This is a genomic window from Actinoplanes sp. NPDC051861 (assembly GCF_040681145.1).
Taxonomy (GTDB): Bacteria; Actinomycetota; Actinomycetes; order Mycobacteriales; family Micromonosporaceae; genus Actinoplanes.
Genome location: NZ_JBFAYE010000014.1, coordinates 110725 through 134594, shown reverse-complemented (window position 1 = coordinate 134594; position 23870 = coordinate 110725). Strand labels below are relative to the sequence as shown.

The following is a 23870-nucleotide window of genomic DNA, read 5'->3' as shown; positions in this document are numbered from 1 at the left end:
GACGGGGGTCGTTTCATGCCGGAAATCGACAAGAGTGCGCTTCGTGCTGCGCTGCTGGGATTCGCCACCATCGGCGTCGTCGGCTTTTCATTGCAACGGTACGAGTTGAGCACGCTCGCCATCGAGTTGGAGGCGATCCGGGGCTGGCTGGGCGGGGACAGTCTTTACGCGTACCGAATGCCCGGCACTCAAGCCGGCGCCGCACTCTCCCCGGCACTGGCGCTCCTGCTCGCGCCCCTGACGCTGCTTCCGCTGCGCCTGGCCGGCTGGCTGCTGGCCCTCGCCGGCGTCACCGCGCTCCTGCTGGCCCTCGTCGTGCTGGCCGGACCGGTCGCCCGCCGCTACGGCCACCGCCGCACCACCGTCGTCCTGGCCCTCTCCGCCCTGGCCATGCTCACCACCCCGGTACACGCCGCGATCGGCCTCGGCCGGACCGACCTGCTTCTCTTCGGCCTGGTCGTGGCCGACCTGATCGCGCTGCGCCGGGCCGCCCGGGCACGCAGCCGAGCCACCTGGTGGCCGGCCCCTTCCCACCCCACCAATCGCCTGCGCCGTTTCTGGTCCGGCGGCGGCTGGGCGGGCATCGGCACGGGCCTGGCCACCGCACTGTCCGCGGCACCGGTCCTGTTCATCGTCTACCTGCTGATCACCCGGCAGCGACGCGCCGCCTCCACCGCCCTGGCGACCGCCACCGCCGTGACCCTCAGCGCCCTGCTGCTGGCCCCCGACGAGACCCTCACCTGGTTCGGCGCCACCCTCTGGGAACTCGACCGTGCCGCACCGATCAGCGACCCCGGCAACCAGTCCCTGGCCGGCCTGCTGGCCCGCCTGTACGGCTACCCCGCCCCGCCGATCCTGGTCTGGCTCCCCTTCGCCGTCCTGCTGCTGGCCGTCGGCCTGATCCGAGCCCGATCCGCACACACCGACGGCGACGAGATCGCCGCCTTCACCCTGATCGCCCTGACCGCGGCCGCCGCCGGCCCGGTAACCGCCCCCGCCGAGACGATTTGGCTGCTCCCCGCGGTCCTGATCCTCGCCGACACGGCAGTCCGGCGTCGCAGGGATGTCCGGGTTCCCCGGGTGCTCCGTCACACAGGCGCGGGTATGGGGGTGGCCGCGCTCCTCGGCTTCGTCCTGCTGGTCGCGGGGCCGTCGGTGAGTCAGCCGTGGAACGGGGTCGCCTTTGTCCTGATCCTGCTGGTGAACGCGCTGCCGTGGCGCCACGGCTGCGCACCGGCGATCCCGATCCCCCGCCCGCTCCGAAGGCCGGTGGCCATCCCGGTCCCCCGAGAGGGTTAGGGGCAGTTGACCCACTCCTCGGACCCGTCCTGAAAGACCTGCCGCTTCCAGATCGGCAGCCGAGCCTTCGCCTCATCCACAAGCCGCCCACAAGCCTCGAACGCCGCCCCCCGATGAGCCGTGCTCACCGAAGCCACCAGCGCGACATCCCCGATCCCCAGCGTCCCCACCCGGTGTGAAACCGCCACCGCGTAGACCGCCGGATCCTTCGCGATCTCCTCGGCCACCTCCCGAAGCACATCCGCGGCACTCGGATGCCCTTCGTACTCCAGCAACGTCACCCCACGCCCGTGATCGTGATCCCGCACCACCCCTTGGAACGAGACCACCGCCCCCGCGCGCGGGTCGGCCACCGCCGCCTCGTGCGCCGCCAGATCCAGGGTCTCGTCGACCACCGCGACCCGAACCACCCGACCCATCAGCGCTCCCCAGGAATCAACGGAAGGGACAGAAACGGAACCAGATCCCCGGCCACCGCCTGGCTGCCGGGCCGGACCACCGCGAACCCGTGCGAGTTGGCCAGACCGCGCAGCATGGCCGAGCCGACGTGACCCGCCGGTGCGGCGGCGCGGCCGGTGGCGTCGAGGGTCGCCAGGGCCAGGTGGGTGAAGGCGCCGCGGCCCGGGACCGGCGCTGTGACCTCGACCTCGGTCAGCGGCGGCCGCGGGCGGCCGCGGAGGCCGGCCAGCAGCGGGGCGACGAGCGTGACGAGGGCGATCACCGCGGACTGCGGGTTGCCGGGCAGGCCGGCCAGGAAGCGCGGCCGTCCGTCGGCGCCGGGGATGCGGGCCAGCAGCATCGGGAAGCCGGGACGTACGGCGACGGTGTTGACGATGTAGTCGGCGCCGAGTTCGGCCAGCGCCGGGTGCAGGTGGTCGACGGGACCGCGCATCGTGCCGCCGGTGGTGCAGACCAGGTCGGCCGTCTCCAGGGCGGTGCGCAGCGCGTCCAGGTGGGCGTCGAGCGTGTCCTTGACCGGGCCGGTGACGCTGTCGACCGTCGCGCCGTAGCGGCGCAGCCAGCCGGGGACCTGAGGGCCGAGCGAGTCGCGCACCCGGCCGTGTCCGGGCGGGCCGGCGGTGAGGAGTTCGTCGCCGAAGACGAGGAGGGCGGCGCGCGGCTCCACGCGTACCTCTAAAGCCTCATAGCCGCAGGTTGCCGCCATGCCGATCACCGCTGGGTCGACGGCCGTCCCGGCCGGCAGCAGTTCCTCGCCGCGCGCGGCTTCCTCGCCCGGAAGGCGCCACTCGGCGGCCGGGCGCGGCTCCCCGGAGACCAGCCCGTCGCTGTCGGTCTTGGATTCCTCGACCCGGATGAGGGCCGCCGCGCCGTCCGGCACCATCGCACCGGTGGCGATCTCCACGCAGGTGCCGTCCTCGGCGAGCGGCGGCGGTGTGCCGCCGGCCAGCACCCGGCCGACCTGGCGCCACGGACCGGCGCCGCGCACCGCCCAGCCGTCGATGCTCGAGGTGGGGAACGCGGGCAGGTCGGTGAGCGCACGCAACGGCGCGGCGAGTGCGCGCCCGTCCGCCTCGGCGAGCGGAACGCTCTCGGTGCCGGTGCGGGAACTCAAGCCCGCCCGATATGCGAGAGTGCGCGCCTGTTCCCAGTCCACGGGGGTCAACTCGGTCACCGGCGAAGCCTATCGCCGTGCCGTTCAGTGATCTCCCCCGCGGATCTGGTCCACGGTGTGCGCCAGCAGCGGCCCGAGCACCGCAAGACCGTCCTTGGCTCCGCCGGTCGAACCGGGCAGGTTGACGATCAGCGTCCGGCCCGCGACGCCGGCCAGCCCTCGGGACAGCGCGGCCGCCGGAACCCTGTCCCGGCTGTACGCCCGAATCGCCTCGGCGATGCCCGGTATCTCGAAGTCGAGCAGCCCCCGGGTCGCCTCCGGGGTCCGGTCGGTCGGGGTGACGCCGGTTCCGCCGCTGGTCAGCACCACGTCGATCCCGTCGGCGACGGCGGCGCGCAGGGCCTCGGCGACCGGTTCGCCGTCCGGCACGACCACCGGGTCGGCCACCTCACAGCCGAGTTCCCGCAGACCCGCGACGAGGCGGGGTCCGCTGGTGTCGGCGTAGACACCGGCCGCGGCCCGGTTCGACGCGACGATCACGCGGGCTCTCATGGGCGGTCGTCCGGACGTACCCAATCTCCGGTCTTCCCACCCTGCTTGCGCAGAACGCGGACCGCTTCCAGGCTGGCCGCCGGGTCCACCGCCTTGATCATGTCGATCATCGCCAGCCCGGCGGTGGCGACGGCCGTGAGCGCCTCCATCTCCACGCCGGTCCGGTCGGCGGTCTTGGTGGTCGCGACGATCTCCACCGTGGTGTCACCCGGTGTCAACTCCACGGTGACACCGTGCAGCCCGATCGGGTGACACAGCGGGATGAGGTCCGGGGTGCGCTTGGCGCCCATGATCCCCGCCAGCCGGGCCACGGCGAGCGCGTCACCCTTCGGCAGGCCGTCCCGCCGCAACAGATCGATGACCTCGGCGGTGGTGTGCACGCGACCGGCGGCGACCGCTCGCCGGTCGCTCACCTCCTTGGCCGACACGTCGACCATGCGCGCGGCGCCGGTCTCGTCGACGTGAGTCAGCTGGAATTCCTGGGGCATACCGGGAGCTTATAGAGCGCTCGAGGCCGCCGCGTTCGCATCTCAGCCGTATTGCCTTCACACTTTGTCCACAAGCAGCCGTCATGCTTCCGGCACTGGTCAGATGCATTGCGGCGGCTCCGAATAACAGGTTTCGATGAAGCAATTCCCATCGCATTGCGTCGCCATTGAGGAACGGTCGGTAACGGATCTTCATCCGATTCCCGCATTATGCGCATACCGACACGATCTACTGGAAACCGACACTCCATTGCGCCTAACGTACGTCCTGTCGCGACGGACTGAGCAGGACATACCGGAAGCCATCGACCAAAATGGAGGAATCGCCATGCGCGGGCTTGAGTGGCTCTGAAATCTGTCAGTGCACAGACTGATGCATTTGAATTACCTTGTGCCTTGAGCGACGATCCGATCGCGCTCGGCAACGACAAGGAAGCGATGTCTCGAAACAGCGACGACCACAACGTGACCGATCGGCAGCTCAGGCTGCTCATCGGTCTCGTCGTCGTTCTGGGATTCTCCGCAACTGCCGGATTCGCGGTCTTCGCGCTGACCAGGCCGGTGCCGATGCCGCACCCGCTGGCTCTGGCGGTGCTCGCCGGTGGTGTCCTTCTCGCCAACCGGGTCCGTGTCTACGTCCGGGTCCGTGACAGCCACGCCAGCAACAACTGGGGCGAGATCCCGGTCCTGATCGGACTGTCACTGCTCCCCGCGCCGTGGGTGGTGTTCACCGCGGTCGCCTCGATGGCCGTCCTGCGCTGCGCCGAGCGGCGCGGCCTGCAGAAGACGCTGTTCGCCGTCGCCAAGGAGGCGCTGACCACCGGCGCGGCCGCCGTCGTGTTCCTGGCCTTCAGCGTCCATCCGCAGATCGTCGACCCGCCGTTCCCGGTGGCCGCGATCACGATCGCCCTGATCACGCTGGTGACCGTCGACCACCTCGTCTACGCCCCCGTGGTCGCGGTCGCCACCGGCGGAAAGATCCAGCAGGTCGTCCTGCACAACTGGATCGAGAAGGCGATCTGCTACCTCGGCGAACTGGCCGCCGCCCTGCTGGTGGTCGGCGTGCTGTTCACCGGGGCGAACACGTTGCTTCTGCTGTTCGTCCCGCTCGTTGTGGTTTGCATGCACCTGTGGCAGTCCCGCAGCGTCCGGACCCGTGAGGAACGGGAGTCCTGGCAGCGCCTCGCCAAGGCCACCGACGAGCTGAACGCGGTGGACCTCACGAAGGTTCTGCACTCGGCCACCATCCGGGCCGCTCAGATCTTCTCCGCGGCGGAGGCGGCGATCGACCTGCCCGCCGACGGAGCCGGCCGCACAGTCCGGGCCACCGAGGCGCAGGTGCTCGAGGACGGGCCGCTCGCCACCGAGCCGAGGCCCGCCGAGGAGACAGTGATCGACCTCGTCACCCACGACGGCAGCATCCGCGTGGGCGTGCTGCGGCTGCGGTTCGGCGGTGCGGTGCGGCTGACCGAATTCGAGCAGTACAAGCTGCGTACCTTCGCCTCCGCGCTGTGCACGGCTGTTCGCAACGCTCAGGCGTACGCCGAACTCGCCCGCATCGCCGAGGAGAACGCACACGCCGCCGCGCACGACCCGCTCACCGGGCTCGCCAACCGCCGCCGTCTCTACGACCGCGCGGGCGAGCTCTTCCAGGCCACCGGGCAGGAGGGCCTGTTCGCGCTGCTGCTGATCGACCTCAACCACTTCAAAGAGGTAAACGACACGCTCGGCCACGCTGCGGGTGACCACGTGTTGCGCGAGGTGGCGGCACGGCTGCGCGACGCGGCAGCGCCCGGCGACCTGGTGGCACGGCTGGGTGGTGACGAGTTCGCCGTGCTGCTCAGCGGCCTGCCCACCCCCGCCCTCGCGAACCACCGGGCCAGCGGCATCCTCGCCGGGCTCGACGGCGGTATCGACGTCGAGGGCATGCAGATCACCGTCGAGGCGGCCGGTGGCATCGCCCTGGCGGCCGGCACGGGCAGCGTGGAGGAACTGATGCGCCGCGCCGACATCGCGATGTATCAGGCGAAACGCTCCAACGAGCAGACCGTCGTCTACGCGCACGCCCGGGACACCGCCGACCTGGAACGGCTCATGCTCACCGGCGAGCTGCGCCGCGCGGTCGCCGAACACGAGTTCACTGTGGACTTCCAGCCGATCGTCGACCTGGGCAGCGGCGAGGTGGTCGCGGCCGAGGCGCTGGCCCGCTGGCACCACCCGGACCAGGGCAGTCTCAGCCCGGTGCAGTTCCTGGAGACCGTGGAGCGCTCCGGCCAGCTGCCGGCGTTCGCCGACGCGGTGCTCGAACAGTCGCTGATCGCCATGCAGACCTGGCGGGAGGCGGGATTCGACCTGCCCGTCGCGGTCAACGTGTCGCCGCGCAGCCTGCTCGACGCGAAGTTCCCGGGGGCGGTGCTGTCCCGGCTGGCCCGGCACGACGTTCCGGCGAACCGGTTGGTGCTGGAACTCACCGAGACGCTCACCATCAGCCAGCTGGACGTGGTGGAGCGGGCACTCGCTGAGCTGCGCAACGCCGGGGTGCGACTCGCGATCGACGACTTCGGCACGGGGGTGTCGTCGCTGTCGGTGCTGTCCCGGATCCCGGTTCACCAGTTGAAGATCGATCGCGAGTTCGTGGCGGCGGTCGAGACGTCTGCCGAGGCGGCCGCGGTTATTCGTACGACGGTGCACCTCGCCCGGAACCTGCACCTCACGGTCGTCGCCGAGGGTGTGGAGAGCGAGCCGCAGCGACGCACCCTGTGGGAGCTCGGCTGTCTCGCCGGTCAGGGCCACCTGTTCGCCCGGCCGTACTCGGCGGCGCGCTTCCTCGCCGTCCTCCAGCGCGGCTCCGGCGGACAGCCCGGTGTGCTGGCCACGCCCCTCTACGACGCCGGCTCCGTGGTGCGGCTACCGGCCCGCAAGCCCTCGGGCGGGGGGCGCGCGTCTCTGCCACACTTGCCCGCGTGACGAAGACCCGCGGCCTGCTCGTACGCATCGACCGGGCCGCCGGAGGGCTCGCCGCCGACCTCGGGCTGTACCTCATCTCCGCCGCGTTCGCCCTGCTCACAGCACTCTCCTCGACGCTGCTGCCGCATCGCGCGTGGGGTGCCGTCGCGGCCTGGGGCTATCTCGTGGCGGCGCTGATCGTGACGACACAGCTCGTGCTGCGCCGGCCGGCCGGTCGGGCGCTCCTGGCCTGGGCCACCTATGCGGCGGTCGTCCTGCTTCCGCTGGTGATCCAGGCGGTGCAGCGTGCCAACGGGCGTACCGACCGGGCCCAGGAGGAGGTGGTCGTCGTCGAGCACATGGGCGAGTCGCTCCTGCACAGCGGCACGCCCTATCTGAGCCGGGCGGAGATCGCCGCGATCCCTCTCGACGAGCGGCTCCTCGGCTACCGGCCCTATCAGCCGGGGATGGCGATCTTCGGGCTGCCCCGCGCGGTGGCCGGCGAGCACTGGTGGACAGACGCCCGGATCTGGTTCGCGATCACGACGGTGGTCGCGCTGGGTGCGGCGGTCACGCTTCTGCGTTCCTCTCGGTCTTCTCGTGTACGGGCAATTCAGGCGGCCACCGTTCTTCCGGTGACCGCCTTGACGCTCGCCACCGGCGGCGACGACATCCCGGTGCTCGCTCTCTGCCTGCTCGCCCTGGCCCTCGCCGGCGCCGGCCGCTACGGCTGGTCGGGCGCCGCGATCGGCGCCGCGGCCGCCTGCAAACTCTTCGCTCTACCGGTGCTCGCGGTCCTGGCCGTACTCGCCGTCACCACCGGCAACTGGCGCCGCTTCCTCCCGCCCGCCCTCGGCCTGCCCCTGCTCGCCCTGCTGCCACCGTTGCTGGCCGATCCCGACGCGCTCGTCGAGAACGTGCTGCGGTTCCCGCTCGGGCACGGGCTCGTCACCAGCCCCGCCCAGTCACCGTTCCCCGGCTACCTGATCGCCCAGTCACTCCCCGGTGGCCGCGTCATCGCCGCCGGCCTCCTGGTCGCCGCCGCCGCGGTGATCGGCCTGCTGCTGCTCCGCCGGCCGCCCCGCTCCGCCGCCACGGCCGCGCTGTTCTGCGGGTACGGCCTGCTCACCGCGATCCTGCTGATGCCGACCACCCGCTTCGGCTACCTGCTGTACCCGGCGGCCCTGCTCGTCTGGGCGACCGCACTCAGCAACCACACAGCTACAACGGCCCCACGGCATGACACGGCCTTGTACCGTCAATGAAATGCAGATGACCTGTCCCAAGTGTCACGGCGAGATGCGGGTCTACGAGCGCAGCGGCGTCACGATCGACCAGTGCACCGAGTGCCGCGGAATCTTCCTGGACCGTGGTGAGCTCGAGAAGCTCTTCGCCGCCGAGCAGACATACAACGCACGGCCGCCGGGCGCAGGGCAAGCGCCTCCGCCGCCTGCTCCGCACCAGCAGCCCCAGCACGGCGGTTACGTGCCGCCGCCCCCGCCTCCGCCCGCCTACGGTGCTCCGGCGCCGCACGCCTACCCGCCCGCGGCCGCCGCTCCCTATGGCCGGCCCGGCTACGGACACCACGGCCACTACCGGCAGCAGCACCACGGCCACTACCGCCGGCGGGGCTTCCTCCACGACCTGTTCGACTGAGCCGGTCTTCTCCGCGACGCTGCCCTGCGCATGACGGTTTCCCGCCGTGCGCAGGGCACACGTGTTTTCAGGTCCACATTTCGCGCTTCCGTGTCCGCTGACTGAGACAGCCACGGGGCGTCACAGCACGGTTACACCCGTTCCAGCCGCACCGAGAGTGACCGGCATCGCCCGCACCTCGCCGTTCCGCTGTGGACATTCCCAACAGCGACAATCCTTGCCTCTCCGCGCGGATCCAGCTCCCCACCTCCGGCGCCGCCGTGCCCCATATCACTCTCGGTGACCACCATCCGGAGCCGTGTCGTCACTTTAAAGAGAACCATTTCGATAGCTTTCTCTTTTCATGTGCGTTACGAAGTCACTGGAATACGCAACGTCGCTGATCTTGGGTATTGTCACGTCGCCCCCCTGTCGCGGCGAACGGAGGAAGAACCGTGACTGAAACAGCGGATCGCGCGGCGAACCAGGCTCTGCGCCACGACCTGGAAGACGTTTACGGCCGTTATGAGGAACTGCGTTCCGGAGTGGACGAACTCCAGCGCAGCCTGGCGACGATGCAGGTCAGCGCCGAGTCCCTGGACGGCGCCGTGCACGCAACCGTGGACGCCGACGGCCACCTGGTGGATTTGCGACTGGATCAGCAGGCTTGCCGGGAATGGGACGCACAAACCCTGGCCCGCACCATTGTGGAAACAGTTCAGCACGCCTCAGCCGGCAAACACCGTCAGATAGAACAACTGGTGACGAATCACCGCCCACCCGAAGACGACGCCTGAGGAAATATCGCCATTTCACCCCTGCCGGTCCGGAGCCACGCAGCTCCTCCCCGGCGGGACAGGGCCGACTCCTCCCCAGCGCCAGCCCTTCCACCGCGGGCCAGCGACTCCTCCATCACCGCGCCCACGCCTCCACCAGGCCACGCAGCGACTTCTCTCAGCGCCGCGCTCACCCTCCCACCGGGCCGCCGCACAGCAGACCCCCCGGCGCCGCGCCCACCCGCGCCCGGCACACACAGCAGACCCCGGCGCCGCGCCCACCCGCGCCAGGCACCCCGCACAGCAGACCCCGTCGCCGCGCCCGCCCTCCACCAGGCCGTCGCACGGCGGATCGGAAGCGTCTTCCCCCGGCGCCGCGCCCGCCCACGCCAGGCACCCCCGCGCAGCAGACCCCCGTCGCCGCGCCCACCCGCGCCAGGCGCCGCACAGCAGACCCCGTCGCCGCGCCCGCCACCAGGCCGTCGCACGGCGGATCGGGAGCGTCTTCCCCCACCGCCGCGTCCGCCCTCCACCAGGCCGTCACGCAGCGGACCCCAGCGTCTCCTCCCACCGCCGCGCCCGCGCGTCAGTGGGCCACCGCTCGGCAGACCGGCAGCGTCAGATGGCCATGTCGACAAAGCGGGACAGGTGCAGCTGGGCGGCGACCGTGACCGTGTCCGTCGGGCCGTTACGGTGCTTGGCCACGATGAAGTCGGCCTCGCCCGCCCGGGGCGACTCCTTGTCGTAGTAGTCGTCGCGGTGCAGCAGGATCACGACGTCGGCGTCCTGCTCGATCGAGCCACTCTCACGCAGGTCGGAGAGCTGGGGGCGTTTGTCGGTGCGCTGCTCGGGGCCACGGTTCAGCTGGCTCACCGCGATCACCGGGCACTCGATCTCCTTGGCCAACAGCTTGAGGCCACGGGACAGCTCGGAGACCTCCTGCTGACGGCTCTCGGTCTTCTTCGGCGACGACATCAGCTGCAGGTAGTCGATCACCAGGAGGCGCAGGTTGTGCCGCTGCTTGAGGCGGCGCGCCTTGGCCCGGATCTCCATCAGGTTCATGTTCGGGGTGTCGTCGACGAAGATCGGCGCCTGACTGATCTCGCCCATCCGGCGGGCCAGTTTCGTCCAGTCGTCGTCGGAGAGCTGGCCCGACCGCAGCGTGTGCAGCGGCACGCGAGCCTCGGCGGACAGCAGACGCATGACCATCTCGATCTTGCTCATTTCGAGCGAGAAGATGGCGCTGGCACAGCCGCTCTGAATCGCCGCATTACGCGCGAAGTCCATGCTGACCGTCGACTTCCCGAGACCGGGACGGCCGGCCACGATGATCAGCTGACCGGCGTGCAGGCCGTTGAGCAGGCGGTCGAGATCCTGGAAGCCGGTCGGGACGCCGGTCATCATGCCGCCGGACGCGCCGACCGCCTCGATCTCGTCGAGGGTCGGCTGCAGCATGTCACCGAGCGCCGCGAAGTCCTCGCTGACCCGTTTCTCAGTGACGTCGTAGATCGCCTGCTGGGCGAGATCGACGATGTCGTCCACGTCGCGGCCACCGTTGCCGCCCGTGCCGTACCCGAGCTGGACGATCTTCGTCCCCGCCTCGACGAGGCGCCGCAGGATCGCCCGCTCGGAGACGATCCGGGCGTAATAGGAGGCGTTGGCCGCGGTGGGCACGCTCTCGATGAGCGTGTGGAGATAGGGAACGCCGCCGACCCGCTGCAGGTCACCGGAGTCGGCGAGGGCCGCGGCGACGGTCAGGGCGTCAGCCGGCTCACCCCGGCCGTAGAGGTCGAGCACCGTGTCGAAGATCGTGGCGTGCACCGGCCGGTAGAAGTCGGTGGTCTTGAGGATCTCGACGACATCGGCGATCGCGTCCTTGGAGAGCAGCATGCCGCCGAGCACGCCCTGCTCGGCCGCGACGTCCTGAGGCGGCGCCTTGTCGAAGCCGCCACCACCCCCACCGCCACTGAACCCGCCGCCCGATCCGTTACGGGGCGGCTCGCCGCCGGAGGAGCCACCGCCGGCCTGCGACGGCGGCCGGGACTCCGGCCGTGCGTCATCGGTGATCGACACCCCGGACCCCCTCGAAACAGTGACCGCCATCACGATCGAACAACTCAGGTACGACACTTTCGGCTGATCCGAGCGCTGCTTCAGAGAAACACGCGGATCAAAGTGGGTACGCGAGGCTGGACCACTGTACGAATCGTGCCGCCACCTGCCCAACCACCTCGGTGGACGAGTCTTGGGACAAGTTGTGGACATCCACCTCCTGCCTGTGCACAGGCCTGTGGACAACTTCTGGGGACAATGGGTGCTGCCCCTTCCCCAGCAGCGCTTTTGTCATCCCCACCTGTGGAGGGCAGAAAAGGATGCCAATCAGGGGAAATACCTGGCCGGTGAGCAAGCCGTCGCGCTGAGGCGTTGCGGTTCCGTCCTGCGCACGTCACCCTTTTCACGTGGACCAACCGGAGTGGGGCTACGGCGCCCGCATGCCGCGCGACAGGCGCGCTGCGGAGGCTTGGCTCACCCGGGAACCGGAGATCAACGAATCCGAGTCTCGGTGGGCCTCGCTCGCCGACACCGGCAGCATGGCACCCAGTGAAGAGGCGCTGACCTGGCAGCGGCGCGCTGACGCATGGGCTCAGCAGGCAGAAGTCGAGCCGTATTCCGGTAGTCAGGCCATCGAGCCGGCCAACCGTTGGTCCGAGGTGGCGTCCACCGGGCGCCCCACCTTCCCGGCGGACGGGGTCGGCTGGCGGACCCAGACGTCCGAGTGGAGGGCCACCGGCGCACGGTGGCGGCAGACCACGGAGTGGCGGTCGTCGACCGGTTCGCACGTCTGGCGTTCCACCACCGAGGCGTGGCAGGGCGACAACGACGACAACCCGGAGCGCGAGCGGGACCAACTGGCCATCCAGGGAACAGCCTGGCCCACACTGGGTACTGATTCCGGTAACAGCGACATCGCTGACAATTCGTCGACCCCGTCGTGGCGGCAGTCGTCGTCCTCGACACCGTCGTGGCAGCAGCAATCGTCGTCCACACCCTCCTGGCAGCAGTCCTCCTCCACGCAGACACCCTCCTGGCAACAGCAGTCGTCCTCGACACCCTCCTGGCAGCAGCAATCGTCGTCCACACCGTCGTGGCAGCAGCCGTCCTCCGCGCAGACGCCGTCGTGGCAGCAGCCGGAGCCGGACACCACGCCCTCCTGGCGGCGCTCGGAGGATCCCGGCCGGGCCACCCGGCCGGTCGAGCAGACGTGGTCGGGGACCGAGTCCGCCACCCCGTCCTGGCAGCAGCCGTCAGCACAGACCCCGTCCTGGCAACAGCGACCCGCCGACTCCTGGTCGACCGGTGGCGCCGCAGCAGGAGGCGTCCCGGCGGGCGGTGCGACCGGTTCGCCCTCCTGGAGCCGCGACCCCGGCCAGCCCGCCGACTCGTGGAGCCGCGAACAGCCCTCCCCGTCCTGGGGACGCGGCACCGAGACCGGCCGCCCGCCCGACAACGGCCAGCCCGCCGATTACGGTCAGCCCGCCGACTACGGCCGTGCCCCCGACTACGGGCGCGCCGGCGGTTTCGGCCGCAGCGACCTGGCCCCCGGCGACACAGGCAGCGGCGACTTCAGCCGCGACCCCGCACGTGGCGACATCAGCCGCGACCCCGCACGCAACGACTTCGGCCGCGACCCCGGGCGCGGCGACTTCGGCCGCGACCCCGGGCGCGGCGACTTCGGCCGCGACGCCGGCCGTGGCGACTTCGGCCGTGACGCCGGGCGTGGCGACATCAGCCGCGACCCGGCACGCAACGATTTCGGGCGCGACCCCGCACGCAACGATTTCGGGCGCGAACCGGGTCGTGGCGACTTCGGCCGTGGCGATCCGAGCCGCAGCGATCCCGGGTCCGGCGCCTTCAGCCGCAGCGATCCCGGGCGTGGCGGCTTCAGCCGTGGCAACGGGCGTGGTGACTTCGGGCGCGGCGGCGATCCCGGCGAGAACACGACCGGCATGACCCAGTGGGAGCGCACCGACGCTCCCGGCTGGCAGACCTCACCGGTCGACGACGCCCGCCACCTGGTCCGCGAGGACGACCGTGCCGCGTGGCGCCGTCAGGCCGCCTACGAGGATCCGACCCCCCGCCGCGGCCGTCGTCGTGCACCGGAGGCCGACGGCGCCGCCCCCGCGGGAGGCACCGGCTGGTCCACCGGCACCGACCAGGACGACTGGGCGCAGCACACCGACACCGGCAACATCCCGAGGTACACGGAGGCGCCCACACCCTCCGCCTCCGGTCGCTTCGACGGCCCGGGGATGCCCGAGCCCGGCGGCCGCCGCGGTCGCCGCGAGCAGGGCGACGCCGAGCCGCGCCGTGGTGCGCGCCCGGCCCGCTACAACCAGAACGCCACCGACTGGCGCGAGGACACCTCCTCCTGGGAGGCCGAGCCGGACACCAGCAACTGGACCCGCGACCCGGACACCGGCCAGTGGAGCCGCGCCGAGGACGACCCCCGTGTGCTCGCCTGGCGCGCGGAAGCCGCTCGCCGGGAGGCCACCAAGGGCGAGGCCGCGGACGGGCCGGAGGACGGCGCTGGCGGCGCCCGCGGTGCGTCCCGCCGAAGCCGACGCGACGGCCCGGGCGGCGGACCCAACGGCAGCGTTTCCGGCGGACCCAACGGTGGTGGTCCCGGCGGATTCAATGGCGGCGGACCCAACGGTGGTGGTCCCGGCGGATTCAACGGCGGCGGGCCCAACGGCGGCGGACCCGGTGCACCCAACGGCGGCGGACCCGGCGGATTCGGCGGCGGACCCGGCGGGCGCACCGGCGGCGTTCCCGGCGGGCCTCTGCCGAGCAGCGGCATGCCCGGCAGCGGCGCCTGGCCGACCAGCGCCGTCCCGAACGGCAACGGCGCGGCTCGCTCCGGCGCGATGATGCCGGCACCGCGCAGCGCACAGCCCACCAACGGCGCACCGCCCAGCAGCACCCAGACCAGCATCGGTGTGCCCAGCAGCCGTCCGCGCAGCGCCATGCCCGGCGCCATCCGGCCGAGCAGCTCGACTCCCGGCGGCGCGCCTCCCGGCAGCCCGTCGTGGGGCGGCGGCTACGACGAGGACCGCGGCGGCCGCCGCAACCGCGACCAGGATCCGTACGGTGGCTACGGCTCGCCCGACACCACCGGCACCGGCCGTCGCCGCGTGAGCGAGCCCTCCGCCCGCGACGAGGAGCCGCTGGACCCGGAGGCCTGGCGGGTCGCACCCGAGCCGCGGCAGAGCCGTCAGTACAGGCGACTCAACGTCGAGCCCGACGAGCCCCCCGCCGAGGGCGGCTGGCGTCAGGGCCCGATGCCCCCGCGCCAGGCCCCGATGCGCGAACTACCGGCCGGCACCGGCCAGTCCTGGCAGGAGCCCCGCCGGGAGCAGGAGCCCCGCCGGGAGCCGCCGCGCGCCTACGGTGCCGCCCAGCCGCAACGCGAACTGCCGTCGGCCGAGCCGCCGCGCTGGGGTTCACCCGCGCGCGAGCTTCCGTCCCGCGAACTCCCCGCAGGCGGCCAGCCGAGCTGGCAGGACCAGGGACGCCCGGAGCCGAGCTGGCAGGACCAGGGCCGAGCCGAACGCGGTTGGCAAGACCAGGGACGGCCGGACCAGGGACGTTCCGAACCCGGCTGGCAGGACCAGGGCGGACCCGACTCGGGACGGGGCGGCTGGCAGGACCAGCGGCAACCCCGTCGTGAGCCGTGGCAGGAGCCCGCCCGTCCGGAGCCGCGCGCCTACGGCGCAGCCCGTGAGCTGCCCGCCGGCGGCCAGACCTGGCAGCAGCAGCCGCCTCGCCGCGAGTTGCCCGCCGGACCCTCTCAGTGGTCCGAGCAGCCGCGTCGTGCCAGCGCGCCCGCGTACGGTTCGGGCGAACCGGACAACGGCCGCGAGGGCTACGACAACTGGAACGATCCTCCGGGCGGCGGCGCCGGCTACGGCCAGGCCCGCCCCGCCGCTGACTGGCTTTCCGCCGAACGCGCCGCACGCCGCGGCGCTCAGTACCGTGACAGCGCCGGGACGGACGGTGAGACCGATTGGCGCCAGGAGCTTTCCCGGGACAACGCACTGACAGAGGGCGAACCCCGGCGGTACGACACATCGGACTTTCCGCCCTTTCGGCCAAGCGGCTCCGCCTCCGTGGCAGGACCGTCGAACCTGGCGCTGAGCGCCACCTCGGTCATCTCCCGGCCGCCCGCCGACGCTCTTCCCGACGAGGACGAGGACACCTCCTGGCCGCCGCGCCGTCCCACCGGTGCGTTCCAGGGCTCCGGCGCCTACGAACGACGCCCCGTCAACAGCGGTCTGGTAACCAGCGCCGGCAACGACCTGCTCGACCCCGACGACGACGAGACCGACGAGGAGACCACCGGCGGCCCACTCGCGGCGGTCGGTTACACGGTCGTCTGGTACGGCGTGCCCGTCTTCCTCTTCGTAGCCGGCATGTTCCTGCTCAACAGCGGCCAGCGCAGCCACGCCCTGGACACGCTCGCCGGCGCCGCTCCCGAGTTCGGCGTTTCACTCGCCCTCAGCATGCTGGTCGCCCTGGCCCTCCGCTGGGCAACCACCGCCTGGAAGTCGGCAAGCGTGGGCCTGGCCGCCGCGGTGGTAGGCGGCGGGCTGGCCACAGTCCTCAGCTCCGCCATCACCGGCAACAGCCTGAGCTGACGCCCGAACCGACCGAAACAGGCACAAAAAGCCAAGAAGCGCGCACCAGGAAGCAAGCGCCAACCAGCGGGCAAGCGCGGAACAGACGAAGGGCGCCGACCGAGGAAAGCCCCCGCCGGGAAATCGCGGCCCGGGAAGCAGCCGGCCCCGGAAGCGGCCCGCCCGGAAAGCGGCCCGCCCGGGAAGCAGCCAGCCCGGGAAGCAGCCAGCCCGGGAGGCGGCCGGCCCAGGAAGCGGCCCGGGAAGCAAACAGCCCGGGAGTGAACGCGAAACGGCGCGCCGACTGTCGGCCGGCGCGCCGTTTCGGTGGTGCGGGGTGTTACTTCGCGGAGACCACGTTCACCGGGAAGGTGGCGGTGACCTCGGGGTGGAGCTTGACCTGGACGTTGTACGCGCCCGTGGTCTTGATGTGGCCGGGCAGCTCGAGGCGGCGCCGGTCGAGGGCGGGACCGCCGGCGGCCTTGACCGCGTCGACGATCTCGGCCGGGGTGATCGAGCCGAAGAGGCGGCCGCCGTTGCCGGAGCGCGCCGACAGCGTGACCTTGAGGCCGGCGAGCTGGCCCTTGACCTCGTTGGCCTGGCCCAGGTCACGGATCTCGCGCGCCTCACGGGCCCGCTTGATGACCGCGACCTGCTTCTCGGCGCCCTTGGTCCACTGGATGGCGAAGCCCTGCGGGAGCAGGTAGTTACGGCCGTAGCCGTTCTTCACCTCGACGATGTCGCCGGGGGTGCCGAGGCCCGACACCTCCTGAGTGAGGATGATCTTCATCTCGGTGCCCCCTCTCAGCGCGCCGTGGCCGTGTACGGCAGGAGCGCCATCTCACGGGCGTTCTTGACCGCGCGGGCGATCTGCCGCTGCTGCTGGGAGGTCACACCGGTGACGCGGCGGGCACGGATCTTGCCGCGGTCGGAGATGAACTTCCGCAGGAGAGCGGTGTCCTTGTAGTCGATGTAGGTGATCCCGTCCTTGTCGAGCGGGTTCACCTTCTTCTTCGGCTTGCGAAGCGCCGCAGCCTTAGCCATTGCTCTTACTCCTGAACTCAGTAAAGCCCGTAGGGCTTAGAAGGGAGGCTCGTCGTCGAACGAGGAGTTGCCGCCGCCACCGCCGCTGTTGCCACCGCGGTTGCTGGAAGCCGGGGCAGCCGTCGCCCAGGGGTCGTCGAAATCGTTGCCGCCGCTGTTGCCGCCGCCACGATTGCCGCCGCCACTGAACTGCCGGTTGCCACCACCGGAGGAGCCGAAGCCTCCCCCGCCGCCGCCGGACCGGCTCATCTTCTGCACCTTCGCCGTGGCGTAGCGCAGAGACGGACCGATTTCGTCGACCTCGAGCTCGTAGACGGTGCGCTTCTCTCCCTCTTTCGTCTCATACGACCTCTGGCGCAGGCGGCCCTGCACGATCACGCGAGCGCCACGCTGCAGCGACTCGGCGACGTGCTCGGCGGCGTCACGCCAGATGTTGCATGCGAGGAACAGTGGCTCGCCGTCTTTCCACTCGCCCGTTTGCCGGTCCAAGGTCCGCGGTGTGGACGCGATGCGGAACTTGGCGACCGCCGCACCCGACGGGGTGAAGCGCAGCTCAGGGTCGTCGGTCAGGTTGCCGACGACCGTGATGGTGGTTTCTCCAGCCATGAAACTTCTCCTCGCCGCTCAAGTCGTTGACGCAAAGGGTCTCAGGACCCTCTGACAAAAACGCCTCAGCGGGTCTCGGGACGGATGACCTTGGTACGCAGGATGTTCTCGTTGAGCCGAAGCTGACGGTCCAGCTCGGCGACGGCCTCGGGGGTCGCCTGAAGGTCGACGACGGCGTAGATGCCCTCGGCCTTCTTGTTGATCTCGAACGAGAGCCGGCGACGGCCCCAGACGTCGAGCTTCTCCACCGAGCCACCCGCGGTCCTGATCACGTTCAGGTACTGGTCGAGCGACGGGGCCACGGTGCGTTCCTCGAGCGAAGGGTCGAGGATCACCATGAGTTCGTAATGACGCAAGACTTTCTCACCTCCTGTGGGCTATGCGGCCACGGTCTCTCCGTGGCAGGAGGTCTTGTGTCGAACGCAGAAGAAAGCCGTGGGAGTGAAGACGCCCCACGGCGAACACACTGCGAACCGAGCCAGCATACCCAGGTAGGGCGCCAGGCCCAAAAACGACGACCCCGTCCGTGGACGGGGTCGTCGTGGTGAGAAGCCGCGGGGCGTCCGGTCCGAATTCGTTGGGTGGGACCTGGGGAGGAACGACCACACCGATGAGGTTGGACGCGTCCGCCCCGCGGAGCTTTCACCGAGGAGCTTACGCCATATTTGTACGAGATGCACGTTGCGACACGATTGCCCGAATCGCGGCGGTTGACACGCCCAGCACGCAGATCAGCGCGGTGAGCCCCAGCAGCCCGATCGGACGGCCCTCCCGGATCGGCCCGACCGCGGCCACCGGCTCGGCGATGGTCCCGCCGACCGAGGTTCCACCCGCCGAAGCCACCTCGGGAGCGGCGGCCAGAGCCGGAGCGGAGGAAAGGACGGAGGAAGCGGAGGAGGAGGACGCGAGAGTGGCGGGAACACGGTCACCCGGCGGCATTCCCGCGAAGGCAGGCGCGCCGATCCCCGTACCCCGCATGGTCTTGACCTTGAGACGAGGACGCACGGACGGAGCGTCGGGGGTGGTGACCGCGGGCCGGGCCGCCGCCTTCCGGACGCTCGACCGGCGCGCGCCAGGCGTGATGCGCGACGGGCGCGACGCCGGGGAGGCCGAGTCAGGCAGCGCCGAACCGGCTCGGGAGCCCGCCGGCGAACCCGGGCCCGACGGCTCCGCGACCATGGTGGAGGCCGCCGAGGTGGCGTCCGGGCCTGGCTGCGTGGCCGGATCGGACGGCTCGGTGGTGACCAGCATCGGCACCACCTCGTCGTTCTCGTCGCAGTTCGGGTCCAGCAGCACCGCGGTCACCCCGCGCCGGAACACCAGATCGGCCGAGCCGTCCTCCGGGACCACACCCCGTGGCGTGCTGCCGAGGTGCAACTGGGCGTCGTGCCCGGTCCGGTTGACCACCCGGACGATCGTGTCCGCCGGTACGGTCATCGACTCCACGCTGGGCCGCGACTCACACGAGAGGCCCAGCACCCCGCCGCCGAAGCTCACCTGGCGATCGGCCGGTTCCAGCTGTTCGGCGCTGGCCGTCCCGTTCGTGAGCAGCGGAACGCCGAAGATCAACCCACTCAGCACCACCGCCGCCATCCGGTATCGGAACTGCCGCGACATGCACCATCCCCTAGTCAGCCACCGGTCACAGCCGGCATCGGTCAAGCCAGATCAATGGAGCTAACGAGAGGTGACACGGCACGGTGACGCGCGGGGAAGCGTCGTAGGCTCGTCCCATGCGCATCGGAGCCCATGTCGACCCCGCAGACCCGCTCGCCGAGGCCGCCGCACGAGGCGCGGACGCGGTGCAGTTCTTCCTCACCGACCCACAGGGTTACAAGACGCCCAAAGCACGCGAGGACGCCGAGGTGTTGCGGGCGTCCGAGGTGGACATCTACATCCACGCGCCGTACATCGTGAATGTCGCCTCGCCGAACAACCGGATCCGGATCCCGAGCCGCAAACTGCTCATGGCGCACGCGAAGGCGGCCGCCGAGCTGGGCGCGAAGGGCCTGATCGTGCACGGCGGGCACGTCGGTGCGGGCGCCGATCTGGCGTCCGGCTTCGCGAACTGGCGCAAGGCGTTCGAGTATGCGCAGGGTGAAGGCGGCCTGCCGCTTCCGGTGCTGATCGAGAACACGGCCGGCGGGGACAACGCCTGTGCGCGGCGGTTCGACGATCTGGCCAGGCTGTGGGAAGCGGTGGGTGAGTTCGGCGCCGGCTTCTGCCTGGACACCTGCCATGCGTACGCGGGAGGCGAAGACCTGGTCGGCATCGTCGACCGTGTGAAGTCGATCACTGGCCGCATCGATCTGATCCACGCCAACGATTCCAAGGGCGGGTTCGACTCGGGCCAGGACCGCCACGACAACCTGGGTAGTGGGAAGATCGACCCCGAGTTGGTGGTGGCGGCGATCCGCGCCTCCGGGGCGCCGGCCATTGTGGAGACCCCGGGCGGAGCTGAGGGCCAGACCGCGGACATCGCCCTTCTGCGGCAGCGGGCGGGCAGCTAGCCGAACCGGCACGGGAGGGTCATGTCCGAGCAGCCGAAACCGATCTCGCCCGCCTCCGCACCGGGGCCGGGCGAGAGCGGGCCGAGCACGGCCGTGACCGAGCGGCGGCCGAGGTTCCGGCTGTTCCGGCAGAAGCGGGCCCCGGAAGAGATCAAGCCGGCGGAGAAACCGGCGGCGAAGGAAGAGCCGGAAAAACCCGAAGAGCCCGAAGCAAACGTACGGAAAAAGCTGCCGAACTCCCGTCCACCCGGCGCCCCTCCGGATCCGTGGTCGGTCTTCGCCGCCCTGCCCGAGCAGCCACCCGGCCGCCTCCGTCGCGGCATGCGTGCCATACGCCGCGGCCTGGTCCACGAGTGGGCGCTCGCGGTCTATGCCAGCCTCCTGCTGGCCGTCCTGATGACCTGGCCGGCCATGCAGTACCCGCTGCACACCCTCCCGCAGGACCTGGCCGACCCGTCCCGTCAGGCCTGGCAGATCGCCTGGGCCGGGCACATCCTGGTCGAGGACCCGATCCGGCTGTGGCACTCCAACGCCTACTACCCGGAATCGCTCAGTTTCGGCTTCGGTGACAGCCTGCTCGGCTGGGCACCGTTCGGGATGATCGGCAGCGGCGCGGAAGCCGCCGTGCTCCGCTACAACCTGATCTTCCTGGTCGCGCACGCACTGCTGACCTTCGGCGCCTACGCCCTGGTGCGCCAGCTCGGCGCCCGGCCGACCGGCGCCGCGATGGCGGCCGTCGCGTTCGCGTACGCGCCGTGGCGGCTGGCGCAGGAGGGCCACCTCGACATCATCTCGGCCGGCGGCATCCCGCTCGCCCTGGCGATGCTGGCCCGCGGACACGGCTGGTCGATGCGGTACGGATTCCGCGCCCCCCGCCGCCACGCGGGCTGGGCCGCCGCGGGCTGGGCCGTCGCCATCTGGCAGGTCTCGCTCGGCTTCTCGCTCGGCATGCCGTTCGCGTACGTAATGGGCGTGATCCTGCTCGTCCTGCTGGTCGCCTCGGTCGTGCACGGCATCCGCCACGAGGGCAGGTTCGCCCCGCTCCGTTTCCTGCGCGGCCGCCACGACTCACTGCTCGGCTGGCGTCTCGTCGCCACCGACGTCCTCGGCGCCCTGATCTTCGTCGGCGTCGGCCTGATGATCGCCGTGCCGTACGCGCTGGCCAAGGACTCGCCGACCCGCCTCCAGGAGATCCAGTTCTTCTCCCCGCCGCTGCGCAGCCTGCTGATCGGCCCCGCCGAGTCCCGGGTCTGGGGCGCCGCCCACGAGGTGCCGCGCTCGTTCCTGACCTGGCCCGCCGAGATGTCCCTGCTACCCGGCTTCGTGCTGTACGCGCTGGCCCTCGCCGGCCTGATCTTCTCGATCTGGCGGGTCCGGCACCGGCTCCTGCTGGTGCTCGGCCTCGCCGTCGCGATCATCCTCACCCTGGGCACCACGTTCTTCGAGGGCCGCTGGACCTACCTGCCGCTGTTCGGGCACTACCCGACCGCATTCGACCTGCGCATCTCCGGGCGCCTCATGCTCTGGGTCACACTGATCCTCGCGATCCTCGCGGCCGGCGCGGTCGACGACTTCGTCCGCCGCGCGGAACACCTCGCGGCACAGCGGATCCCGCCGTGGCCCGGCCCCTACCTGCGGCTCGCCATGCTGACGCCGCTGATCCTGGTCGCCCTGGAGGGCTGGAACGCCACCGCGCACCCGACCGTCCCGGCTCAGCCCAGCGTCATGCGCACGGTTGAGGCCGGCCCGATGCTGGTCCTGCCGACCGGTGAGATCTTCGATCAGACCGTGCAGCTCTGGTCCACCTCGAAGTTCGAGCAGATGGCGAACGGCGGCGGTGTGTTCGCCGCCGCCCGGCAGACCGAGTTGCGCACCCGGGTGGCCTCGTTCCCGGACGTGGCCAGCATCGAGTACCTACGGTCGATCGGTGTCGGCAGCGTCCTGCTGATCCGCTCGGCGGTGACGAACACGTCGTGGCAGCGGTCCGGCGACATCCCGGTGGACGCGCTCGGCATCACGCGCGAGGACCTCGACGACGCCGTCCTGTTCCGGCTGGGTCAGCAGCAGGGTCAGCAGCCGCCCGGCACGGCCCCGCTGCCGACCCCGGGCGCAAGCACCGGTCCCGGGCTGAGCCCGGCACCCGGACTGACCACGGGACCCACGACGCAGCCGGGGATCACGACGCCGCCAGGAATCACGACGCCGCCGGGGATCCCACCGGGTCTGTGAGATCCGGGTCGGTGCGATCCGCCGGTTCAGCGTCCCCCGACGACCCCGACCTCGTGCCGATCCCGAACGTCCGCCGGAAACCCGCGACCCAGCCGACGTCCGGCCCGTCCAGCGGCCCCGCATCCGGGTCCGCCCCGTCGTACGACTCCCGGACCACGTCCAGCTCCGGCCGCCAGATCTCGCGCATCACGAGCCCGAACAGCACGGCCACCGTCACGAACCGCGCCGTCGACGCGAGCACGAACGTCCCTTCCGGAATCACCGTCTTGCCGCCCGCACCGATCAGCTCGGCGTAGAACGCCGCCAGGTAGCCGACCTCGGCGACCGTCCACGCCATGATCGCGCCCCACTTCGGCCGCGCCAGCGCGATCAGCGGCAGCAGCCAGAGCACGTACTGCTGCGACCACACCTTGCTGGTGAGCAGGAACGCGGCGACGACGAGGAAGGCCAACTGGGACAGCCGGGGGCGGCGTGGCGCGAGCAGGCCGACGACCAGGATGGCCAGGCATGCGAGACCGAACAGGGCGTACGACAGGTAGTTGAGCGTCGGGATGTTGTTGCTCAGCCACTGGAACGGCCCCTGGTCGCCGTCGGTGCCGGTGTTCCACTTGCCGTCGAGGTACCGGCCGATGTACCAGAACGTGCCCCAGTCGATGGGCCGCTCCGAGTTGAGGCGGAAGAAGCGCAGCCAGCTCTCGTGGTACCAGAACCAGACCGGGAAGTTGGCCAGCGCCCACGTCGCTCCGGTCGCCAGGAACGAGGCGACGAACGGCTTCGGCCGCCCGGTGCGCAGGGCGAGGATCAGGATCGGCCCGAGGATGAACAGCGGCCACAGTTTCGCCGCCGCGCCGAGCCCGAGGAGCACGCCGGCCCAGACCGGCTTCTGCTTGACCCACAGGTACAACCCGATGGCGGCGAGCCCGATCGCCAGCAGGTCCCAGTTGATCGTCGCGGTGAGCAGCAGGATCGGCGAGAGCGCGAAGATGGCCGCGTCCCAGGGCCGCCGTCGCCGCAGGGCGAGGATCACCCCCACGGTCGCGACCGCGAACAGCGACAGGACCAGGGCGTTGACGTTGTAGAACCAGCTGCCCTGGTTGATGTCCGGGTTCTTCACCCCGTACGCGTGCACCGGCAGCCCGAGCGCGCCCATGAAGTAGCCGGTGACGACCGGGTACTCCACCGGGTGATCCGCGTACGGCACCTTGCCCTCGTTGATGCCCTCGGCGAAGTAGAGCGCCAGCACATCGGTGTAGCAGTACCGCGTGTACTGCACGTTCTTCTGCCAGTTGCCGTCCATGCAGGGCGACTTCTGCACCCAGGACAGGGCCAGCACGAGGCACGTCAGAGCGAGCACGATCCGTGGTGCCGTCCAGAACCGCCCGGGCCGCGAGTCCGGCGGCACAGCGTGCGAGCCGAGCGGCCCGCCGATCATCTGGGACAGCCCCCGCACGAACCCGTCCTCGGTCGCCGGTGTGACGTCGGGCCGGTCGGTGGTGGGCCGGTCGGTGGACGGTTGCGTGCTCATGTCTTGGCATCAT

General features: G+C 70.9%; 19 protein-coding genes. 8 read left to right on the top strand and 11 right to left on the bottom strand.

All coding sequences use genetic code 11. The annotated features are described in order from the left end of the window. Positions 1 to 15: 15 nt before the first annotated feature. Complete coding sequence (locus tag AB0M02_RS30590) at positions 16 to 1299, top strand: glycosyltransferase family 87 protein (protein WP_364233016.1); 1284 nt, start codon at positions 16 to 18, stop codon at positions 1297 to 1299. Here AB0M02_RS30590 and AB0M02_RS30585 read toward each other — a convergent pair. Genes AB0M02_RS30585 through moaC form a run of 4 tightly spaced genes read right to left on the bottom strand, consistent with a single transcriptional unit; the run spans position 1296 to position 3912 of the window. Then, on the bottom strand, positions 1296 to 1718 hold the full coding sequence (locus AB0M02_RS30585) for a molybdenum cofactor biosynthesis protein MoaE (RefSeq protein ID WP_364233013.1): 423 nt from the start codon (positions 1716 to 1718) through the stop codon (positions 1296 to 1298). The genes AB0M02_RS30590 and AB0M02_RS30585 overlap by 4 nt on opposite strands. Then, positions 1718 to 2932: a molybdopterin molybdotransferase MoeA gene (locus AB0M02_RS30580; protein WP_364233010.1), complete on the bottom strand. Its 1215-nt coding sequence runs from the start codon at positions 2930 to 2932 to the stop codon at positions 1718 to 1720. The genes AB0M02_RS30585 and AB0M02_RS30580 overlap by 1 nt, the downstream gene beginning before the upstream one ends. 24 nt (positions 2933 to 2956) lie before the next feature. Continuing rightward, the gene (locus AB0M02_RS30575) at positions 2957 to 3424 is read right to left on the bottom strand and encodes a MogA/MoaB family molybdenum cofactor biosynthesis protein (RefSeq protein ID WP_364233007.1); all 468 of its coding nucleotides are present in this window, start codon (positions 3422 to 3424) and stop codon (positions 2957 to 2959) included. Beyond that, positions 3421 to 3912: a cyclic pyranopterin monophosphate synthase MoaC gene (gene moaC / locus AB0M02_RS30570; protein ID WP_364233004.1), complete on the bottom strand. Its 492-nt coding sequence runs from the start codon at positions 3910 to 3912 to the stop codon at positions 3421 to 3423. The genes AB0M02_RS30575 and moaC overlap by 4 nt, the downstream gene beginning before the upstream one ends. Positions 3913 to 4350: 438 nt before the next feature. On the opposite strand from moaC, the gene AB0M02_RS30565 reads away from it, so the two are divergent. The 4 genes from AB0M02_RS30565 (at position 4351) to AB0M02_RS30550 (ending at position 9290) form a co-directional block, all read left to right on the top strand. Continuing rightward, on the top strand, positions 4351 to 6879 hold the full coding sequence (locus AB0M02_RS30565; RefSeq protein ID WP_364233296.1) for a bifunctional diguanylate cyclase/phosphodiesterase: 2529 nt from the start codon (positions 4351 to 4353) through the stop codon (positions 6877 to 6879). After that, positions 6876 to 8123, top strand: coding sequence for a glycosyltransferase 87 family protein (locus AB0M02_RS30560; RefSeq protein ID WP_364233001.1), 1248 nt, complete (start codon positions 6876 to 6878; stop codon positions 8121 to 8123). Before AB0M02_RS30565 ends, AB0M02_RS30560 begins: the two co-directional genes overlap by 4 nt. A gap of 1 nt (position 8124) precedes the next feature. Then, positions 8125 to 8514 (top strand): zf-TFIIB domain-containing protein, encoded by a 390-nt coding sequence (locus AB0M02_RS30555; RefSeq protein WP_364232999.1) that lies wholly within the window; start codon positions 8125 to 8127, stop codon positions 8512 to 8514. A gap of 434 nt (positions 8515 to 8948) precedes the next feature. Further along, a complete protein-coding gene (locus tag AB0M02_RS30550) occupies positions 8949 to 9290 on the top strand; it encodes a YbaB/EbfC family nucleoid-associated protein (protein ID WP_364232998.1) in 342 nt (113 codons plus the stop codon). Positions 9291 to 9887: 597 nt separating this feature from the next. Here the strand turns inward: AB0M02_RS30550 and dnaB are convergent. After that, entirely contained in the window at positions 9888 to 11342 is a 1455-nt protein-coding gene (gene dnaB / locus AB0M02_RS30545) for a replicative DNA helicase (RefSeq protein ID WP_364232996.1), read from the bottom strand. Positions 11343 to 11728: 386 nt separating this feature from the next. On the opposite strand from dnaB, the gene AB0M02_RS30540 reads away from it, so the two are divergent. Continuing rightward, a complete protein-coding gene (locus AB0M02_RS30540) occupies positions 11729 to 15964 on the top strand; it encodes a hypothetical protein (protein WP_364232994.1) in 4236 nt (1411 codons plus the stop codon). A 319-nt stretch (positions 15965 to 16283) separates the two neighbouring features. Here AB0M02_RS30540 and rplI read toward each other — a convergent pair whose 3' ends face one another. The 5 genes from rplI to AB0M02_RS30515 all read right to left on the bottom strand — a co-directional run bounded on the left by rplI (position 16284) and on the right by AB0M02_RS30515 (position 19210). Next, positions 16284 to 16733, bottom strand: coding sequence for a 50S ribosomal protein L9 (gene rplI, locus AB0M02_RS30535; protein ID WP_364232993.1), 450 nt, complete (start codon positions 16731 to 16733; stop codon positions 16284 to 16286). 14 nt (positions 16734 to 16747) lie between these two features. Beyond that, on the bottom strand, positions 16748 to 16987 hold the full coding sequence (gene rpsR, locus AB0M02_RS30530) for a 30S ribosomal protein S18 (protein ID WP_007073789.1): 240 nt from the start codon (positions 16985 to 16987) through the stop codon (positions 16748 to 16750). A 36-nt stretch (positions 16988 to 17023) separates the two neighbouring features. Further along, the gene (locus AB0M02_RS30525) at positions 17024 to 17593 is read right to left on the bottom strand and encodes a single-stranded DNA-binding protein (protein ID WP_364232991.1); all 570 of its coding nucleotides are present in this window, start codon (positions 17591 to 17593) and stop codon (positions 17024 to 17026) included. 65 nt (positions 17594 to 17658) lie between these two features. Next, positions 17659 to 17949, bottom strand: a complete 291-nt coding sequence (rpsF, locus tag AB0M02_RS30520; RefSeq protein WP_097325510.1) for a 30S ribosomal protein S6 — start codon at positions 17947 to 17949, stop codon at positions 17659 to 17661. A 298-nt stretch (positions 17950 to 18247) separates the two neighbouring features. Continuing rightward, entirely contained in the window at positions 18248 to 19210 is a 963-nt protein-coding gene (locus tag AB0M02_RS30515; RefSeq protein WP_364232988.1) for a hypothetical protein, read from the bottom strand. A 116-nt stretch (positions 19211 to 19326) separates the two neighbouring features. Here AB0M02_RS30515 and AB0M02_RS30510 point away from each other — a divergent pair, with 116 nt between their 5' ends. Beyond that, positions 19327 to 20103: a deoxyribonuclease IV gene (locus AB0M02_RS30510; protein WP_364232985.1), complete on the top strand. Its 777-nt coding sequence runs from the start codon at positions 19327 to 19329 to the stop codon at positions 20101 to 20103. A gap of 21 nt (positions 20104 to 20124) precedes the next feature. Beyond that, positions 20125 to 22332, top strand: a complete 2208-nt coding sequence (locus AB0M02_RS30505; RefSeq protein ID WP_364232982.1) for a hypothetical protein — start codon at positions 20125 to 20127, stop codon at positions 22330 to 22332. Here AB0M02_RS30505 and AB0M02_RS30500 read toward each other — a convergent pair. Then, the gene (locus AB0M02_RS30500; RefSeq protein WP_364232980.1) at positions 22298 to 23857 is read right to left on the bottom strand and encodes a glycosyltransferase 87 family protein; all 1560 of its coding nucleotides are present in this window, start codon (positions 23855 to 23857) and stop codon (positions 22298 to 22300) included. The two genes, AB0M02_RS30505 and AB0M02_RS30500, sit on opposite strands and share 35 nt — an antisense overlap. Positions 23858 to 23870 lie beyond the last annotated feature (13 nt).

Coding starts and splice junctions, on each gene's coding strand:
- AB0M02_RS30575 (WP_364233007.1), bottom strand. CDS start 3,424: ATGAGAGCCCGCGTGATCGTCGCGTCGAACCGGGCCGCGGCCGGTGTC.
- rplI (WP_364232993.1), bottom strand. CDS start 16,733: ATGAAGATCATCCTCACTCAGGAGGTGTCGGGCCTCGGCACCCCCGGC.
- AB0M02_RS30515 (WP_364232988.1), bottom strand. CDS start 19,210: ATGTCGCGGCAGTTCCGATACCGGATGGCGGCGGTGGTGCTGAGTGGG.
- AB0M02_RS30590 (WP_364233016.1), top strand. CDS start 16: ATGCCGGAAATCGACAAGAGTGCGCTTCGTGCTGCGCTGCTGGGATTC.
- rpsR (WP_007073789.1), bottom strand. CDS start 16,987: ATGGCTAAGGCTGCGGCGCTTCGCAAGCCGAAGAAGAAGGTGAACCCG.
- AB0M02_RS30585 (WP_364233013.1), bottom strand. CDS start 1,718: ATGGGTCGGGTGGTTCGGGTCGCGGTGGTCGACGAGACCCTGGATCTG.
- AB0M02_RS30500 (WP_364232980.1), bottom strand. CDS start 23,857: ATGAGCACGCAACCGTCCACCGACCGGCCCACCACCGACCGGCCCGAC.
- AB0M02_RS30555 (WP_364232999.1), top strand. CDS start 8,125: ATGCAGATGACCTGTCCCAAGTGTCACGGCGAGATGCGGGTCTACGAG.
- AB0M02_RS30565 (WP_364233296.1), top strand. CDS start 4,351: ATGTCTCGAAACAGCGACGACCACAACGTGACCGATCGGCAGCTCAGG.
- moaC (WP_364233004.1), bottom strand. CDS start 3,912: ATGCCCCAGGAATTCCAGCTGACTCACGTCGACGAGACCGGCGCCGCG.
- AB0M02_RS30510 (WP_364232985.1), top strand. CDS start 19,327: ATGCGCATCGGAGCCCATGTCGACCCCGCAGACCCGCTCGCCGAGGCC.
- AB0M02_RS30505 (WP_364232982.1), top strand. CDS start 20,125: ATGTCCGAGCAGCCGAAACCGATCTCGCCCGCCTCCGCACCGGGGCCG.
- AB0M02_RS30525 (WP_364232991.1), bottom strand. CDS start 17,593: ATGGCTGGAGAAACCACCATCACGGTCGTCGGCAACCTGACCGACGAC.